We start from the raw sequence: 16728 nt of genomic DNA, 5'->3' as shown, positions 1-16728 counted from the left end.
TGTCGCGGACCGGCGCCGACCAAAACCAGCCCGGATCACCGTTCCGCCTAATCGAGTATCACCGTTAAGGCGGTGATACGCAAACTGCGATATCGTTGTTCCATGAACGAGGAACGACGCGCCGCACGCCACCAGGTGTTGCAAGTGGCCGCCAAGCTCTTGGAGGAGGGCGGCAGTGAGGCGGTCTCCACGCGCGCTGTCGCCGCGGCCGCAGGCGTCACGGCCCCCGCGCTGTACCGGATGTTCGGCGACAAGGACGGACTCCTGGCCGAACTGGCCGCCTACGGGTTCGAGATGTACCTGGCCGAGAAGCGCGAGGCTTTGGCGCTGACTCCCGACGACCCGGTGGCCGACCTCTACCGCGGCTGGGACCTGCACGTCGACTTCGGAGTGCAGCACCCCGCGTTCTACATGCTCATGTACGGCACTGTGCAGCCCGGGCGGCGGCCCCCCGCCGCGGACGAGGCGCACGCCCTGCTGGTGAGACTGCTGCGCCGCGCCGCCGAGGCCGGGCGTCTTCGGGTTCCGGTGGAACAGGCGACCCGCGTCATCCACGCGGCAACGACGGGTGCCACGCTGGCACTGATCGGCGAAGCGCCCTCACAGCGGGACCTGGCCACTTCGGCACGGCTGCGGGACACCGTCCTCGCCTCCGTCACCACGGACCAGCCCAGCTCGTCCGGGTCGGACCTGGCCTCGCGCGCACTCGCCCTCGACGCCGCACTGGAAACCGCGCTCACCACCAGCTCCCCGGCCGCGGACGCCGAGGTGCCCCTGAGGGCCACGGAGACGGCTCTGTTGCGTGAATGGCTGCAGCGTCTGGCGGGCTGAACCGGCCGCGTGCGAACCGGAGTCGGGCTTGGGGCTTCTGGCCGCCGGTGCGGCCCAGGCGCGACCGGTGGTCAGACTGTCCAGCTTCGCGACTGAACGTCCGTCATGCGGCCGGCGTCACTGACTACGCCAGAGCCTGCGGAGCCTGCTGGGTCGGCCGGCTCGAAGCAGACTTCCGCCGGCAGTCCCCGACCACGACGCGGAGTTCGCCACGGAGATACAGCGGGTGTAGCGGCGCTACGCCGGGTGTGGCCCAGATCCGCGTCAAGGGGGCAACGAGTCGACCTTGAGGCCCTGATGGGCGATCGGGCTCACTGGGTACCGTCGATGTCCTCGGCGAGGATGCGGTACACGGTGGCGACCGAGGAGCGATTGCCCTGGTTCTTGCCCGAGGTGGCGACGAGCTTGCGGGCGATCTCGGAAACGGCGACCCTGCCCGCTCGCAGGCTGCGGGCGTAGGCGGCCGTGTCGTCGACGACCTGAGGGCGAGAGCCACCCGGTGACGTCAGGGCGATCGTCGTTGTCGACTTCGACGACGCTTGTCGTGGGCTCGGAGATGAGGCCGATCGGCCGCGTGGTCGCGCCTTGGCCTGGGGGAGTTCGGGCACTGTGCAGCGCGAAGGCGCGGGGCACGGCTCCGAGGGGTGGACCGGGCCCGCGTTATCGCCGCGCCACAAAGCGGCGGACCGCCCAGACCGCTCCACCGAGGGTGAACCCGTAGACGGAAACCAGCCCGTGGCCGTTGTCCTGGGTGAGCCACATCGTCAGGCCCAGCGCCGGGACGCCGACCGCCAGGGCGAGTTCCTTGGGCAGGCGGGTGCGCGTAAGGAAGGCCAGGGCCAGGGTGGCGCCGAGGAAGTAGGTGGCGCCGGAGCTGCCTGCGAAGTTGCGGGGGTCGGAGCTGGGGCCGCCGCCGAAGCCGAGCAGGTCGTCGATACGACCGGGCAGCAGGATGCCGGCGAGGAAGAAGCCGAGGGTGAGCGGGCCGCCCCAATACCACTGGGCGAGCGCGGCGATCGCGGCGAGGGTGACGAGGTTCCAGATGTCGCCGAGGAAGCCGCCGTTCTGCATGAACACCGAGGTGAGTTCGCGCCACCAGCCGGACTTGGCGGGGTCGGCGTCCAGCGCGTCCATGGCGCCGGACCAGAGCAACTGGAGCAGGATCCCGCCGACGGCGAGCGCGGTCAGGGCGGTCGCCGCCCACGGCAGCGACCGCCCCCGCAGGGTGTCGCGGCCGACCACGCCGAGCCCGCAGTTGACCATCATGACCATCAGCACGGCCGTGGTCACGTTGAAAAGGATCGCCCCCATGCCAGCCTCCCCCGGTTTCGGCGTTTTTCCAACAGCGTTCGAAAAGTCGACAGGTCGCAAGCTAGCACAGTTTTCGAACGGTGTTGGAAAGCGTTGTACGGTGGGGCCATGAAGCTCACCAAGGAGCGCATCGTCGACGCCGGCATGGCCGTCTTCGCGGAGGTCGGCTACCAGAACCTGTCCATGCGTCAGGTCGCCGACCACCTGGACGCCCACGCGGGCAGCCTCTACTACCACGTGCGCGGCAAGGACGAGTTGCTCGCCTTGATGGCCGACCGGGTCTGCCGCGGCGCGTACGACGCCGGTACCGAAGCCCTGGCCGCCCTCCCTGCCGCCACCTGGCGGGAGCGCATCGAGACCCAGGCCACCGCACTGCGCCGGAGCATCAAGCAGCACCCCGGCGGCGCCCAACTCCTCGCCGAGAGCCCCGGCATGCTCAGCCCGGGCGCCTTCTCCCTGATGGAACGCCTGCTGCGCACTCTTCTCGACGGCGGCCTTCCGGCCGACGACTGCGGCATCGCCGCCGACACCCTGCTCAGCCACGTCACCGGCTTCGTCCTCCAGGAGCAGAACCAGCCGACCACCCCGCCGACCGTCACCGCCGGTCTCTACGCCGACCTACGCGAACGGTTCCCCCTGGTCATGGGCGAGTTGATTCCCCGGCCAAGCCAGGACGAGAAGTTCATGCGAAGCATCCGCCTGCTCTGCACGGGCTTTGCGGCGCTGATGCAGGACGGGTAGGCCGGCGACCTCGGCGATCGCCTTGTGCGGGGCGGAAAACCACTCGCCGTCCCCGCCGATGTCACCGCAACTCAACGGATCCCCAAGACCCCGCCCCATCGCGCGGTCGACCGACGCGAGACCTGAGCCTCGGCCACGCAAGACTCGCTAGCCTCCGGGGATTCGCAAGGGCGCAATTGGCTCTCGACCGAACCGTCGCAGTGGCTTCCATTCACCGGTTCTGGCGCGCATTCCGTGCAGGCAACCAGCGAGACCGCGCTCGCCGGTGACTATGGTCGCCTCGTGAAGTTCTTCATGTGTGTGACGAGCTACTGAGCAATGTGTTCCCTCGCCTGGCCAAGGTGGCGGTGGGCCGCATTCTGGGTCACCGCCCGTATCCCGCTCACCACGGACCGGGCTCCAGCAGCCCGGCCGGGGCCCGTACCGGTACGGGCCCCGGCCGGGCTGCTGCCCCGGCTCACGGCCGGGCTGCTGGGCCTGATCTGCGTGGGCACACTTCTACTCGCCGGGCTGAGCGTGGCCAACCGGTACGCCACGGCCGCGCGGGAGGCCGCGGCCTCCCGGGAGCTCACGGCTGCAACCGTGTCACCGCCCGCCGAACCGAAACTCGGCATGGACCGCGAGAAAGTCGAGCACATCGCCAACGACAACGACCTGGCCCGCGCGGCCGCCGCCGGCCGCGAACCCCCGCGCCGCGCCGGCACCGACTGCATCTACCCACCCCAGGCGACGACCGACATGGAGGGCGGGCTCCACCTGCTCCGCTACTGCTTCACCGACGACCGCCTGACGGAGATCAAGCAGTTCACCGTCCCCCTGGAGTCCCCATGACCATCCGTGTACTGCTGGCCGACGACGAGGCACTGGTCCGCGCCGGGGTGCAGCTCGTCCTGCGGCACGCCCAGGACATCGAGGTGGTCGCCGAGGCCGGCGACGGCGCCGAGGCGGTACAGCAGGCCCAGGCACACCGGCCGGACGTGGCACTGGTCGACGTGCGCATGCCCGGCACCGACGGTATCGCCGCCGCAGCCGAGCTGGCCGAGCTCGCCCCCCGGTCGCCGTGCTGATGCTGACCACGTTCAACGAGCAGGACAACGTCAACCGCGCACTGCTCGCCGGGGCTTCGGGCTTCCTGCTCAAGGACTGCGAACCCGGTGAACTCATCCAGGGCGTACGGGCTGCGGCCGCCGGAGACTCGGTACTCTCCCCCAAGGTCACCCGGCACGTGCTGGACCGGCTGCGGCACACCGCCTCCACCAGCACGAGCGCGCGCACCGACCAGGCCCGGCAGCGCCTCACCTGCCTAAGCTCCTGAGCCGACCGGCGCAGGGCCTGCCAATCCAGCCCCCGCTTCTCGGCCTCTGCCCGCACCGCGTTGATTCAGCACCTCGTCCACCGCACGGGCCGCGCCTGCCACCGCGGCCCTCACTGCCGCCCTGCCGCGCTCCTCGTCGGCCCGCTCCCGCTCCACCCAGGGCGGTACTTCCTGGCCCGGTATCGCAGCCCCGACCCGGCCGTGGACGTCGAGCAACCACTGGCGGATTCCGGCATCCCATGACGACGGCTTCGCTGTGGGATGCTCCGCCTTCTTCCGCTGTCCGTCAGGCCGCGGCGCCGGTTCCTCGTACATATGCGACATGGACTCCTCATCTGACTGTGTTCACGGCGGTCGTGTATGCCTTGACCAGTGGTTGTGCCTGGCGGCACCTACCGGAGACGTTCGGTGTCTCGCCCGCGCCACCGTGCACCGTCGGTTCGCCGTGTGGATCGAGGCCGGCCTGTGGCGTCAGCTGCGCCGCGCGGTCTTCGGCGAACTTGGGGCCCAGGGTGAGTTGGATTGGGCCTCGGGGATCGTCGACGCGGCCTCCGGCCGGGCGAAAAGGGGGGCTCGCTGACCGGGCCGAACCCGGTCGATCGCGGCAAGAAGGGCAGCAAGCTGTCTGTCTTTACGTGCGCGCTGGCCAGGGAGCATCGGGTTGACATCCCTGCGCCAAGGAGCTGCGGTCAAGCTCGGTCCAATTCGCTACCCCCGAGTTGTTCGGCGATGGGCGCGGTGTTGGGGGTGTTGGCCTGCTTGCGGTGTTGCAGGTAGTCCTTGAGTTCCTTCTTGATGACCGGAGCCATCAGGTAGAGGGCAAGGATGTTAATGAGGGCGAGGATGAAGAGCAGGCCGTCTGCCAGGTCCAGGACTGCGCCCAGGGTCAGTACCGAGCCAAGGACCACGCAACCGATGGTGATGGTCTTGAAGGTGAGGTCGCTGCGCCTGCTGCGGCCGAAGATGCCTTCCCAGCATTTTTGTCCGTAGTAGGACCAGGTGACGGTGGTGGAGAGGGCGAACAGGATCACGGCGACGGTCAGCAGGTAGGGGAACCAGGGCATGACCGTTTCGAATGCCGCCGAGGTCAGCGCCACGCCTTCGGCCTTGCCGGCCTCGCGTGCTTCGGCGTACATCGGGGGGTTGGCGACGATGATGGCCAGGGCGGTCATGGTGCACACGATGACGGTGTCGATGAACGGGCCGAGCATCGACACCAGGCCGCCGGAGGCGGGGTGGCGGGTTTTGGCGGCGGCCTGAACGATCGGTGCGGAGCCCAGGCCTGCCTCGTTGGAGAAGGCGGCGCGGGTGACTCCCACCACCATGATGCCGATCAAGCCGCCGGCGCCCGCTTCCATGCTGAAGGCCTCCGTGGTGATGAGCTTGACGGCGCCCGGCATCGCCCCGACGTTCGTGGCGAGTACTACCAGGCAGCCGGCCACGTACACGATCGCCATCACCGGGACCAGCTTGCCGACCACCGCACCCAACCGCTTCGCGCCACCGAGCAGAATCAGACCGATGACGACGGCGATGCCCACACCGATGCCCAGCCCTGCGCCAGGGCTGCCGAGCACGCCGTCCTCGCCACCGGTCACGGAGCGCAGCTGTGCAAGGGTCTGGTTGACCTGGAACATGTTGCCGCCGGACAGTCCGAACACGATGATGATCGGCGCGAACACGGCAGCCATCACCCGACCCAAGCGCGCGTACCCGCGCTCGGCCAGACCGCGACGCAGGTAGTGCATCGGTCCGCCAGAGACACTGCCGTCCTCATGTATGACGCGGTACTTCACACCCAGGGTGCATTCGGCGAACTTGAGCGCCATGCCGAGCAAGCCGCACACGACCATCCAGAAAGTGGCACCAGGGCCACCCACGGTCACCGCCACTGCTACACCGGCGATATTGCCAAGCCCGACCGTGCCCGCACACGCGGCCATCAGCGCCTGGAACTGTGTCACCTCACCGGGCGCGTCAGCATCCTCGCCCTTGCCACGCCGCTTGACGATCTCATAAGCGGCTCTGAAGCCTCGAAACTGGATCGCGCCGAGGTAGGCAGTGAAGACGATCCCTCCCACCAGCAGCCACGCCACGATGAGAGGGATACCCACACCTGCGAGATTCACCTCGTAGAAGATGAGGGTGTGGACCAGATCCGTGACCGGCTGGACGACGCCGTTCACGGCGTCCTCGATGCCCGACAAGCCTCCGTCGGAGGCCAATACACGGGGCGCGGTTTCATACTGCATAGAGGAAGATGCTTCCTGCGAGAGCAGACCCAGGGTCCACCGTGGGCGGGCTAAAGAATTGGGACAAGTCTCAGCTCCGCCCCAGTAGGCCAGTAGGGACTTTCGTCCCCTCTACTCAGGACCTACGACCAGGCCTTCAAAACAACCTACGGCCGATGAACTCAAGAGGCGAAACCAGGGACGATGTACTACGCCAGGATTCCGGTCCTGGCGATGAGAGCCACGGCTATGGTAAATATTCAGAATAGGAGGGTCCTGACCTGCTTTCGGTTAGGGGCGGTTCTGGGAGCAGATTGGCGTTGCGGGGCGTGTTTTCGGGAAGCCAATCGGTCCCACGTGGTAGGGAAATGAGCGATGGGCTTCCGCGTGCTGGATGGCTTGGCATCGCGTTATGGCGAGAAAACGCCATAATCCTGGGGCGCGGGCAGCGGTGTTGCCACGTTTGTTCCTTCGCGTATATGCCCGCGGGAGAGGCTCTTCTTTCACAAGAAGATGAGGGGCTGGGTTGCTTCCTTTGCAGGGAGGAGTGCTGTGCGCAACTTCGAGGAAGACTTGTGCATTATGGTCGTCCATCAGCGAGTGACAGGACGTCATGACGATTCGATGTGAAGCGGGTGGCGATCGGTGATATTCAGCCGACCGTCGCGCGGCGGTAACAGACGCCGTGGCATAGCGGATGGGGCGACGCAGTCAACGCAAGAAGCCGTTCTTCCCCCCGCTCCTTCGCCTCCGACGTCGGATCCGCCACTGGATTTCGTAGCGCTGACCGATCAGGAAGTCGAGCTGATGCGTAGCAGCGTGGCGGTGGTCGGTCCGTACGCAGCGGACATGACGGTGTTTTTCTATGCCATTTTGTTCGCGCGCTATCCCCAGACGCGTGGGCTGTTCCCGGAAAATCTGGATGTCCAGCGTGACCGGTTGTTGCGCGGGTTGTTGCGGATCGTCGACCTCGTCGACGACAGGGAGAACCTGGTCCGGTTCTGTGGCCGGCTTGGTCGTGACCACCGCAAGTTCGGGGCCGTGGATGGTCACTACCCGGCGGTGGGCGAGTGTCTGCTGGCGTCGTTGGCCCGCTACGCCGGCCCTGCGTGGAGCCCGAAAGTGGCTGCCGCATGGAGGCACGGATACGGCATCGTCGCACAAGTGATGATGCACGCAGCGGAGGAGGACGCCCGCACGGCGCCCGCGGTGTGGGAGGCGGAGATCATCGCTCACCGGTACCGCGGCCACGGTATCGCAGAAATCACCGTGCGGCCCGACGCTCCCTACCCTTACACGGCGGGCCAGTACGCGAGCATGGAGACGCCCTGGCAGCCCAAAACGTGGCGCTACTACTCACCCGCGCACGCACCGCGACCGGACAACACCGTCACCTTCCACGTGCGTGCGCTCCCCCAAGGCCGGGTCAGCCAGGACTTGGTGTACCGCGCCAAGCACGGGGACATGGTGCAGCTTGGCCCCCCTGACGGTGACATGACTCTCGACCTGTGCAGCGACCGAGATTTGGTGTGCGTGGCGGGTGGCACCGGCGTGGCCCCCATCAAGGCACTGGTGGAGGAGGCGGCCCGCACGGGGAGGGAGCGGCCCGTCGAAGTCTTCCTCGGCGCCCGGACCGCCGAGGAACTCTACGGCCTGGAGGACATGCTCAGGATGTCCCAGCGACACCACTGGCTCACGGTGCGGGCCGCGGTGTCGCACGAGCGAATCGCAGGGCTGGAGGGCACTCTGCCGCACGTACTCAACGAATTCGGCCCGTGGCACTGGCATCAAGCCTTTCTCTCCGGGCCTGCCAGCATGGTCAAACAGGCCAGTGCCGCCTTGACTCGGCAGGGCATCCCGCAGGAGCACATCCAATTCGACCCCTTCGACGTGCCCACACTCGAAGCCGCCTTGCTACCCCGTCAGTTGCGCGAACCGCCCCAAGACTGAAAGAAACCAAACCCGGCCCCGCCCCCGACCCGGCCCAGGCGGGGCCGGCTACCCGCCCCCGCCCCCGCCTGCCGGACTCTGCCACGCCCCGTGCACTCTCGGCCAAGCGGTCGCCAGACCACCGCCATGACGTGCCGGGCACACCGACCAGGAGACACTCCGATGCAACCGCCCAACCCCTCCCTCCTACCGGTTCGGCCCCACCCACCGGCTCACGAGAGGCTCCTGGCGGCCGCTTGGGTGTTCATCTGCCAGTACGCCGCCGAGAATCCGGGCGACGGCGATCCACACCAACGGCTCGCGGAGATCAGAGCGGAGGTGGAACACTTCGGTACCTACGAACACACCCCGAAAGAACTGACATTCGGCGCACGAGTGGCCTGGCGTAACGCCGCACGCTGCATAGGACGGCTCTACTGGAACAACCTGACCGTGCGCGACCTGCGACACGTCACACACCCTGACGACATCGCCAGCGAGTGCTTCGAGCACCTACGCATCGCCACCAACCAAGGCCGCATCCGACCGGTCATCAGCATCTTCGCCCCCGACCGCCCCGGCCAACCCGCCGCCTGGCTACTGAGCGAGCAGTTGGTGCGCTACGCAGATGACCCCAGCAGCGCCCACAAGGCAGTGCTGGCCAAAGACTTGGGCTGGAAAGGCGGCGAAACCCCCTTCGAAGTACTGCCGTTGCTGATACAGCCTGGCCGCGGTACGCCCCCAAAGTTCTACGAGGTGCCCAAGGACAGCGTGCTGGAGGTACCACTGACCCACCCACACCATCCCGGGTTCGCCACACTCGGCCTGCGCTGGTACGCAGTACCCGCCGTCAGCGACATGTCCCTGGAAATCGGTGGAATTACCTACCCGGCCGCACCCTTCAACGGCTGGTACATGGGAACCGAGATCGGCTCACGCAACCTCGCCGACACCGAGCGCTACAACCTCCTGCCCACCATTGCCAACCTCTTCGACCTCAACACCCACAACGAGCGCACCCTGTGGAAGGACCGTGCCCTGGTCGAACTCAACCTGGCGGTCCTGCACTCCTACGAACAAGCCGGAGTGACCATCGCCGACCACCACACGGAATCACGACGGTTCCTCGCCCACATCGACCGCGAAGGCCGGCACGGACGCACCGTGCCGGCAAACTGGAGCTGGATCGTCCCACCACTGTCCGGAGGAGCAACCGAAGTATTCCACCGCTACTACCACCCCGAAGACCCCAACCTCAGACCAGCCTTCATACACCGCACCACAACCAACCCACACCCCCAGACAAGCCCGTCACAGATCGAGAGCAGCGCTGCGCCATGAACCAAGGGACCACGGATGGCGTCCCGCCAGGTGGTGTAGGGGATCAGAGCACCGGAACCCGCAGGCCAAGGGCGGTGGCTCCGCCGATCGACGGCCCAACTCGCCTCACCAGGAGGCTTCGTGGGTTACGGCCTGAACGAAGATCGCCATGAGCCTCATACCGGAGCGCGTGCAACTTGATCGCCTACACCACACCGTGGCAACGCCAATGCGTTACCGGTAGTTTATTGACGGCGATGAGTGCTGGCGGTATGCCCCCTGTGCAGGGGGTGGGTGTCATGACCGCTCGTGTTCCGTCTCCGTCGGCGCCAGGTCCGCTGGAAGGCTACGCCGCTCGATTCGACGACGTGTTCGTGCGCTACAAGGCGCTTCTGACCGAGCGGTGGTGAAAGGCCGCCGCCACGGCCCTGCCGCAGCAGGGTCGTGAAGCTGAGGGCAGCCGGACCCGGGAGATGCCGGGAACGGTGGAAAGCAGTCCTGACAACGCCGGGACGTTCTGGTACCGCCAGACGGGGCTCATCGACGTACCGCCGGTCCGTCGTTTCTGAGACTCCGAACCCTGCTCCGACCTGCGTGAATGTCTCGTTATTCCGCAGATACGCCAGCATCAGCAGGGCTTGCTTGAAACAACCCAGCCTCCGCCAGGGCGAGTTCAGCTCCCGCCGGCGGCGTGGAGCAACCACGAGACGTGCTCAACAAGCTCGTGCGGGATGTCGAGCATGGAAGAATACGGAACCAACAGGGCCCCTCGGATGCTGCGTGATGAGTGAAGTCACCACAGCAACAACCAGGGGCCCTGTCTCGTCACCCACACCCCGCCTGACCAGGTCTTGCACCTTCCCAGGGGCAGGATGAAAGAGGCTCAGTGAGAGACGTAAACGTCGGTTCCTCGCGTACTCCTCTCCATCGCGCTTGCCGGACCCGCCCCATCTGGCAGTACTCGACACGTCCGGCGTTGTCAGGGCCGCTCTCGCCGTCCCCGGCATCACCCGGATCAGGCTGCCTTCAGCTACAACCTCGCTGCTGCGAAAGCGAGTTGGTGCAGGTCTTCCGCCTCGACTCGAACCAACAGCGCCTCACGGCGCAAACTGAAAGTGACCCAGAACCAGTATTCAGCCGACGCCGACATACCTGGCTGTGGCCACCGCCGTTGTGAGCGGCCCGCCGGAGTCGCGAGTCCTCTTGCCCAGCTCCGATTTCTCGGACTGCTGCTCCCGCCTGCCTGGCTCGCCGTCCCGTTCCCAGCTCAACTGCCCGGAGATCTCGGCGCGCAGCCCCGATGCGGGGGATGCGGCGGCCCGGCCCGCAGCACGGCTGGGCGCCTCAGTAGTACTCGCCCTGGCGGTAGTCCCAGGAAGAGTAGATCGCTGACAGGCTCTCCATGATCGCCGGGCTGTCGAGTCCGTGTCGGATCAGCGCGGGTACCGGGGAGACGGAGCGTTCGCCGTCCTGCACGGGTACGAGCGCTCCGTCGGAGTCGACCATGGACACCATGACGCCCTGCTCGTGGCGGGTGTTCTCATCCTTGCCCGGCTGGATGGACGCCACGTAGTCGTCTGCTGAGACGATGAAGTCCGCTTGTGTCTCGATGCGTGAACCGATGCCCTCGACGCGTCCCTTGTTGCCATGGCCAGACGGGTTGGCGGAACTAGCGAAGACGAGCCGACGCTCGGCCCACAGCCGTTCCACGAGTTGTTCGGCCGGGCGACCGAAACGCACCACAAAACAGCTGGTGCCGCGGGCGTCCATGGCCAGCTCACGCGTCGTGGCATCGGGGAGCAGCGTCAAAGCCTCCTTGCGCCAGGGAAGGATGCAGCCAATCAGGACGTCCTGCTCCCAGAGCTGCTCGTAGAAGGACAGGACCTCCTCGTTCAGCTGGGCCAGCTCCTTGAGATGCTCGATGTCCGCACACAACACGACACCCGGCTTGTTCTTGTTCCGCTGTTTGGCATCGAACTTGCGCTCCAGACCGCCGCCATCTGTGGCCATAAGGATGTAGCCGACCTTGGTCGCGCAGACGACCAAGCCGCCGGGGGCGGAGATGGCTTCGAGGGAATCGGGGATTACTTCACCCTGCCAGGAGCAACGCGGCGTGGTGTTCGACATGGAGGTGGCTCCACTCTCGTAGTTCCGGTGCTAAAGCACGCAGCCGTGGATCACGCGGAGTGCCCGGGGAGGGAGTGCTGTGATCGGTGGCCCGGGGTAGGGCTGCTGTTGGCCGCAACACGGCATGGCGCAGAGCTCTGCTTTCTCCGCTTGGTCGATCTGGCTGGTATGAGCAGAAAACCAACAAGCTGCCGAGGTGGGGAAGGGACGAAAGGCCTTATCTCAGCACCGGTTGAACTCTGGTGCTGGGGCCACGGAGGGTCACCAGCACCGCAATCATGAATGGCCGTGGGTGATGTGCTCCTCCAGGACCTGTGGTCCCGTCAGGTCGAAGATGTTGTGATCGAAAACGTGGTAGCTGACGGCGAGTTGGTGGTCGTGCGAGTGCATCGGCGAAGCGGGCCGGGTGACCGGGTCACGGGGGATGCTGTCGCGTTACGTATCTCCTCCAAGGACCCAGTTCGGCGCGGAGCTGGGGGACGGGCATGAACCGCGGGGTGTGGCGCTTCGGGGTGAGCTTGCCGCCGCGGGTGTGGCAGGCGCTTCCGGTGGGTGCGTCGTAGGTGGAGCAGCCGACGTGTTCGACGGTGGCGGCCGGGTCGGCGAGCTCTGGCATGTCGCGAAAGCTGGGTCGCGCTCCTCGCTGACGGTCGTCGCGCGCCCGTGTGGCCGTTCTTGAGTTCCTGACGGCCGCAAGCCCGTGCTCGCCGGTTCCGGGTCTTCGTCCATCTCCACCGTCAGGACGTGTTCACCGTGGCGTAGTTGGGGTGCTGGGTCAACGGGCTCGGTGTTCGGCAGACTTGCGCGAGTCCCTGACTGTACGTACGTACAGTCAGAGGTTTAGGGTGCCGGGTGGAACAAGGAGGCGGCAGACCCGAGAGAAAGGTTTTGCGGCATGATGTCCGACTTGATCGACGTGCACGCGCATTTCACCCCACCCACCACTCCCGAAGAACGGGAAGCGCGATGGCATGCCATGCGAGCGGAGCAGTTCCTTGCACCGGCTCCCTACCACTGGACGGTCGAGGCGACGCTGGACTACATGGACCGCGCCGGCGTCGCGATGCAGTTGCTGAGCAACATCCCCAAGACCCTGGACGCCCTTCGCGCGTCCAACGACTACGGCGCCTTTCTCGTGTTGCAGCATCCCTTGAGGTTCGGCCTGCTCGCTGCTCTGCCCACCGACGACCCGGCCGCCGCGCTCACCGAAATCGAGCGCGCCGGCGGCGACCTGCAGGCGGACGGGTTCGCGGTGACCTGCGTGTACAACGGAGTCGCCCTCGGCGACGCGAGCCTGGAACCGGTGTGGGCCGAACTCGACCGCCGCGGCGCGACCGTGTTCGTCCACCCGGACGCCTACGCTCCGGCGTCCATGGGCCGCCCCAGCCCGCTGTTGGAGGTCGCCTTCGAGACCGCCCGCACCATCGTCGACATGCTGTACGCAGGCGTCTTCCGCAGGTTCCCGAACATGCGGGTGATCGTCGCGCACTGCGGCGGCGCGCTTCCCGCCCTGGCGGGCCGCCTGCATCTGCTGGGCACGGAAGCCTGGGTACCGAACCCCGGCGAACTCGACCAGGGCGAGATCCGGGACCACCTCGCCCGGCTGTATCTGGACACCGCCGCCACCGGAACCGCCCACACCCTCGCACCGGCCCTGGCCATGACCACCCCCGACCACCTCGTCTACGGCTCGGACAGTGGCGTGCCGTGCAGCACCGAGACGACGCTGGAAGCCAACCGGCAGGTCCTGGCGGACTTCACCGGACTGCCCCGCGAACAACTCGAAGCCATCGGCCACAACGCCCTGCGTCTCTTCCCGAAGGCTGCTGCCCGGCTCGGTCGGCAGGTCGCGGCGGCCTGACGGCGCGCGCGTCAAGGGACGCGCGATCCGCACCCGAAGAAGGAAGGAACCAGGCACATGATGGACGCGCAGGGCGTCGTGCGGGTGGCGACCGGACTGCTCCGCGGAACCCCGGAGGAGGGCGTCGTCGTCTACCGCGGCGTGCCCTTCGCCCAACCGCCGGTCGGGCCACTGCGGTTCCGCTCACCGCTGCCGCCGGAACGGTGGTCGGGCATCCGGGAGGCCAGCCGCCCGGGCCCCGCCTCGTACCAGTTCAACGCCGACAACCACCGAGATGTCGAGCGCATCGTCCGGGACATCGACCCCGGCGTGCCGGGCATCATGGCGTGGCCCACCTACACGAACGCGACCTACCGCCACAACCACTCGGCGGAGGACTGCCTGTACCTCGACATCTGGGTGCCGGAGTCGGCCCCGCGCACAGCCCTGCCTGTCTACGTCTACTACCACGGCGGCGCGAACGCGGTCAGCTCCGGTTCGTTCGAGCTGGAGCGGGGCGCGAACCTGGCCCGCGAGGCCAACATGATCGTGGTCCGGCCGAACTACCGGATGGGCGCCCTCGGTTGGGTCCACTTCGGTCTCCTGGGCGGTGGTCTGCCGGAGGCGGTGAACCTCGGTGTGCAGGACCAGTTCGCCGCGCTGAAGTGGGTGCACGAGAACATCGAGGCGTTCGGCGGCGACCCGGGGAACATCACGATCGGCGGGGAGTCCGCCGGAGCCACCGCGGTCTCGCACCTGCTGACCAACCCGAACGCGTACCCCTACTTCCGGCGCGCGGTGCTGCAGTCGTTGTCCCCCTTCAACCTCTGGTGCACGCAGCAGCGGCCGGAGGCCGTCACCGTCGCGCAGATGTACCTCGACCTCCTGCACATCGACGACCCGGCGCGGCTCCAGGACATCGACCCGAACCGGCTGTTGGCTGTGCAGAACGTGCTGACCCGCTACTTCGATCCGGATCAGCATGTTGCCTGGCGTCCCTTGGGCGCCGTCGTCGAGGGGGACTGGGTGCCGCGGGCCCCGGCACTGCATCTGTCGGAGAACACGGTCGCCAAGCCCGGCCTGGAAGTGGCCATCGGTTTCGCGAAGGACGAGTGGCAGTTCTTCCGCGGGCACTCACAGACGGTCAGCCGCGGATCCCGGCGGGACGTGCTGGGCGTCCTGGAGCAGGTCTTCGGTGTGGACGGTGCCGAGGAGGTCTACCGGCGATTCCACGCACTCGACCCGAACCATGCGCCCGGCCTGCTGCTGTCGGACATCATGTCCTTCGAGTTCTTCAAGCTGTCGTCGCTGGCGATCGCGCGGAACCTCAGCGCGCAGCGGATCCCCGTGCACCTGTTCCAGTTCTCCTACGACCTGCCCGGCCTCGACGGTCGGCTCCGTGCCGTGCACACCGGGGACATCCCGTTCCTGTTCCGCAATCACTCCGAACGCGACCTCGCCTGGTGGCCGGCCTTCAATGGGGCGGACCGGGAGGAGGTACGACAGGTCAGCCGGCGGATGGGCGAGCTCTATGCGTCCTTCATCCGCAGCGGCGCCCCGGGAGCCCGGTGGCCGCGATTCGACGCGGAGGACGGGAACGTCCTCTGGTTCGGCCGATCCGTCGAGCCGAGGCCCGGCCTGCTGCAGCGGGAGTGGGACATCTTCCAGCAACTCGGCTTCGGCACCGTGCGGTCGGTGGAGAACACGCTCGTCGACAACGTACGGGCGGCGCTGGCGAACAGGTCGGCCACCTAACGGACGGACGGAGCATCCGCTCCTTGTATCGCAAGGCAGCCGTGCCTGGCTCGGACGGCGTCGCCGGTGCCATACTCAAGCCGAAGCGCGCAGAAATGAGGGATGGCCAGGTGGGCGACTCGACGGCCGGTCGGAGCGAGACGAGCGGCGGCCGACGGCAGGCGATCATCCGGGCGGCCGAACGCCTCTTCGCGCAGGAGGGCTATCACGGCGCGACGATGCGTCAGATCGCCGAAGCGGCGGGCGTCAAGCTGTCCCTCGTCGTCTACCACTTCACCTCGAAGCTCGGACTGTACTCGGCGATCTTCGAGGAGCGTCGGTACGTCAACGACGAGCGGTTGGCGCGTCTGAAGGCGATCCCCGACCTGCGCGCGGACGACGCCGTCGAACAGATCGTCAGCGCCTTCACCGATCCGGTGCTCGCGCTGCACGACGACCCAGACGACATCTGGTTCGCCCGTCTCGTACTGCGCGAGGCCTCCGACCCGTCCAGCCAGGAGCGACCGGTCATCCGGGACCAATTCGACCCGCTGGCCCGCGAGTTCGTCGAAGCGCTCAGCATCGCGCTGCCGGACAAGCCCGCCGGGTTCCACCACTGGGCGTACCTGTACTCGGTGGGAGCCCTCACCCAGAGCGCGTTCGACACCCGCGTGCGCAACATCGCCGACGAGCCCGGCTACGAACAGAAGCACGCTCTCCTGCGGTCCTACATCACCGCCGCCCTGCGCCACGGCTGATCCGGCCCGGCTCGACCGGATGCACGTCGATCGCGGTCCTCACGTGAACGGGCCCGCCACATGACCGCTTACCGCCGGCACCCTGCCAGTTGAGCGGATCCGCTTCGCATTTCCGCCTTCACGCCGCGGCAACGGGCTGCAGTGATCTGCCCGGCCTCCAGGGTCAGAACCACTTCACCATGGACCGACCGAAGCCAAACGGATCTACGCCGTTCGTTGCCAGACCGAACAGCCGGGAGCCGAACCCGTCGAACAGGCCGGAATCGTCCCGATCGCCGTCGCCACGATCACCGCCAACCCCGCCGACTACCGGCGGGTTGATGCGGCCCGGGCCGGAGGCATCGCCGTCACCACGGCATCCGCCGCATCCGCCACACCCGCCGCATCCGTCGCCCCAGTTGTCGCCGTCCCCGCCGACGTGCCGTGGGTCGATGCCGTCCGAGCCGGAGGGGTCGCCGTCGCCGAGGCATCCGCCGCATCCGTCGCCCCAGTCGTTGCCGTCCCCGCCGACGTGCCGTGGGTCGATGCCGTCCGAGCCGGAGGGGTCGCCGTCGCCGAGGCATCCGCCGCATCCGTCGCCCCAGTCGTTGC

The 16728-nt window shown here is 67.3% G+C and carries 16 protein-coding genes and 2 pseudogenes; 11 read left to right on the top strand and 7 right to left on the bottom strand.

Features of this window, described 5'->3' with window-relative positions; translation table 11 throughout:
* The first annotated feature begins 102 nt into the window (after positions 1-102).
* Complete coding sequence (locus tag ACIQU6_RS38290; protein ID WP_403486355.1) at positions 103-831, top strand: TetR/AcrR family transcriptional regulator; 729 nt, start codon at positions 103-105, stop codon at positions 829-831.
* Between the two features lie 311 nt (positions 832-1142).
* Here ACIQU6_RS38290 and ACIQU6_RS38285 read toward each other — a convergent pair whose 3' ends face one another.
* Together ACIQU6_RS38285 and ACIQU6_RS38280 are read right to left on the bottom strand one after the other, a co-directional pair.
* Positions 1143-1439: a hypothetical protein gene (locus ACIQU6_RS38285; protein ID WP_403486354.1), complete on the bottom strand. Its 297-nt coding sequence runs from the start codon at positions 1437-1439 to the stop codon at positions 1143-1145.
* A 52-nt stretch (positions 1440-1491) separates the two neighbouring features.
* Positions 1492-2142 (bottom strand): hypothetical protein, encoded by a 651-nt coding sequence (locus tag ACIQU6_RS38280; protein ID WP_403486353.1) that lies wholly within the window; start codon positions 2140-2142, stop codon positions 1492-1494.
* A gap of 108 nt (positions 2143-2250) precedes the next feature.
* Between ACIQU6_RS38280 and ACIQU6_RS38275 the strand changes: the two genes are divergently transcribed.
* From ACIQU6_RS38275 to ACIQU6_RS38260, 4 genes are all read left to right on the top strand, one after another.
* A complete protein-coding gene (locus tag ACIQU6_RS38275) occupies positions 2251-2883 on the top strand; it encodes a TetR/AcrR family transcriptional regulator (protein WP_403486352.1) in 633 nt (210 codons plus the stop codon).
* Positions 2884-3201: 318 nt separating this feature from the next.
* Positions 3202-3714, top strand: a complete 513-nt coding sequence (locus ACIQU6_RS38270) for a hypothetical protein (protein WP_403486351.1) — start codon at positions 3202-3204, stop codon at positions 3712-3714.
* The gene (locus ACIQU6_RS38265; RefSeq protein WP_403486350.1) at positions 3711-3950 is read left to right on the top strand and encodes a response regulator transcription factor; all 240 of its coding nucleotides are present in this window, start codon (positions 3711-3713) and stop codon (positions 3948-3950) included. The genes ACIQU6_RS38270 and ACIQU6_RS38265 overlap by 4 nt, the downstream gene beginning before the upstream one ends.
* Complete coding sequence (locus ACIQU6_RS38260) at positions 3950-4198, top strand: hypothetical protein (protein WP_403486349.1); 249 nt, start codon at positions 3950-3952, stop codon at positions 4196-4198. Before ACIQU6_RS38265 ends, ACIQU6_RS38260 begins: the two co-directional genes overlap by 1 nt.
* 689 nt (positions 4199-4887) lie before the next feature.
* On the opposite strand, the gene ACIQU6_RS38255 is transcribed toward ACIQU6_RS38260, so the two are convergent.
* Positions 4888-6450 (bottom strand): alanine/glycine:cation symporter family protein, encoded by a 1563-nt coding sequence (locus tag ACIQU6_RS38255; protein ID WP_403486348.1) that lies wholly within the window; start codon positions 6448-6450, stop codon positions 4888-4890.
* A 786-nt stretch (positions 6451-7236) separates the two neighbouring features.
* Here ACIQU6_RS38255 and ACIQU6_RS38250 point away from each other — a divergent pair.
* The 3 genes from ACIQU6_RS38250 to ACIQU6_RS38240 all read left to right on the top strand — a co-directional run bounded on the left by ACIQU6_RS38250 (position 7237) and on the right by ACIQU6_RS38240 (position 10088).
* On the top strand, positions 7237-8379 hold the full coding sequence (locus ACIQU6_RS38250) for a globin domain-containing protein (RefSeq protein ID WP_403486347.1): 1143 nt from the start codon (positions 7237-7239) through the stop codon (positions 8377-8379).
* 240 nt (positions 8380-8619) lie between these two features.
* Entirely contained in the window at positions 8620-9699 is a 1080-nt protein-coding gene (locus ACIQU6_RS38245) for a nitric oxide synthase oxygenase (RefSeq protein ID WP_403486346.1), read from the top strand.
* Between the two features lie 176 nt (positions 9700-9875).
* Positions 9876-10088 (top strand): hypothetical protein, encoded by a 213-nt coding sequence (locus ACIQU6_RS38240; RefSeq protein WP_403486370.1) that lies wholly within the window; start codon positions 9876-9878, stop codon positions 10086-10088.
* A gap of 126 nt (positions 10089-10214) precedes the next feature.
* Here the strand turns inward: ACIQU6_RS38240 and ACIQU6_RS38235 are convergent.
* From ACIQU6_RS38235 to ACIQU6_RS38225, 3 genes and pseudogenes are all read right to left on the bottom strand, one after another.
* Positions 10215-10478 (bottom strand): annotated as a pseudogene (locus ACIQU6_RS38235) (transposase family protein); the annotation flags it as partial.
* 544 nt (positions 10479-11022) lie between these two features.
* Positions 11023-11805: an L-threonylcarbamoyladenylate synthase gene (locus ACIQU6_RS38230; protein ID WP_403486345.1), complete on the bottom strand. Its 783-nt coding sequence runs from the start codon at positions 11803-11805 to the stop codon at positions 11023-11025.
* A 415-nt stretch (positions 11806-12220) separates the two neighbouring features.
* Positions 12221-12421, bottom strand: coding sequence for a hypothetical protein (locus tag ACIQU6_RS38225; RefSeq protein ID WP_403486344.1), 201 nt, complete (start codon positions 12419-12421; stop codon positions 12221-12223).
* 279 nt (positions 12422-12700) lie between these two features.
* On the opposite strand from ACIQU6_RS38225, the gene ACIQU6_RS38220 reads away from it, so the two are divergent.
* The 3 genes from ACIQU6_RS38220 (at position 12701) to ACIQU6_RS38210 (ending at position 16137) form a co-directional block, all read left to right on the top strand.
* Positions 12701-13666, top strand: a complete 966-nt coding sequence (locus ACIQU6_RS38220; protein ID WP_403486343.1) for an amidohydrolase family protein — start codon at positions 12701-12703, stop codon at positions 13664-13666.
* Between the two features lie 57 nt (positions 13667-13723).
* Positions 13724-15400 (top strand): carboxylesterase/lipase family protein, encoded by a 1677-nt coding sequence (locus ACIQU6_RS38215; RefSeq protein ID WP_403486342.1) that lies wholly within the window; start codon positions 13724-13726, stop codon positions 15398-15400.
* 110 nt (positions 15401-15510) lie between these two features.
* A complete protein-coding gene (locus tag ACIQU6_RS38210; protein ID WP_403486341.1) occupies positions 15511-16137 on the top strand; it encodes a TetR/AcrR family transcriptional regulator in 627 nt (208 codons plus the stop codon).
* Positions 16138-16300: 163 nt separating this feature from the next.
* On the opposite strand, the pseudogene ACIQU6_RS38205 reads toward ACIQU6_RS38210, so the two are convergent.
* Positions 16301-16728, bottom strand: a pseudogene (locus ACIQU6_RS38205) (hypothetical protein); the annotation flags it as partial.

Origin of the sequence: Streptomyces sp. NPDC090442 (genome assembly GCF_044769405.1) — a bacterium.
Taxonomy (GTDB): domain Bacteria; phylum Actinomycetota; class Actinomycetes; order Streptomycetales; family Streptomycetaceae; genus Streptomyces.
The sequence above is the reverse complement of the archived record's forward strand: the minus strand, read 5'-3'. Positions and strand labels throughout refer to the sequence as shown.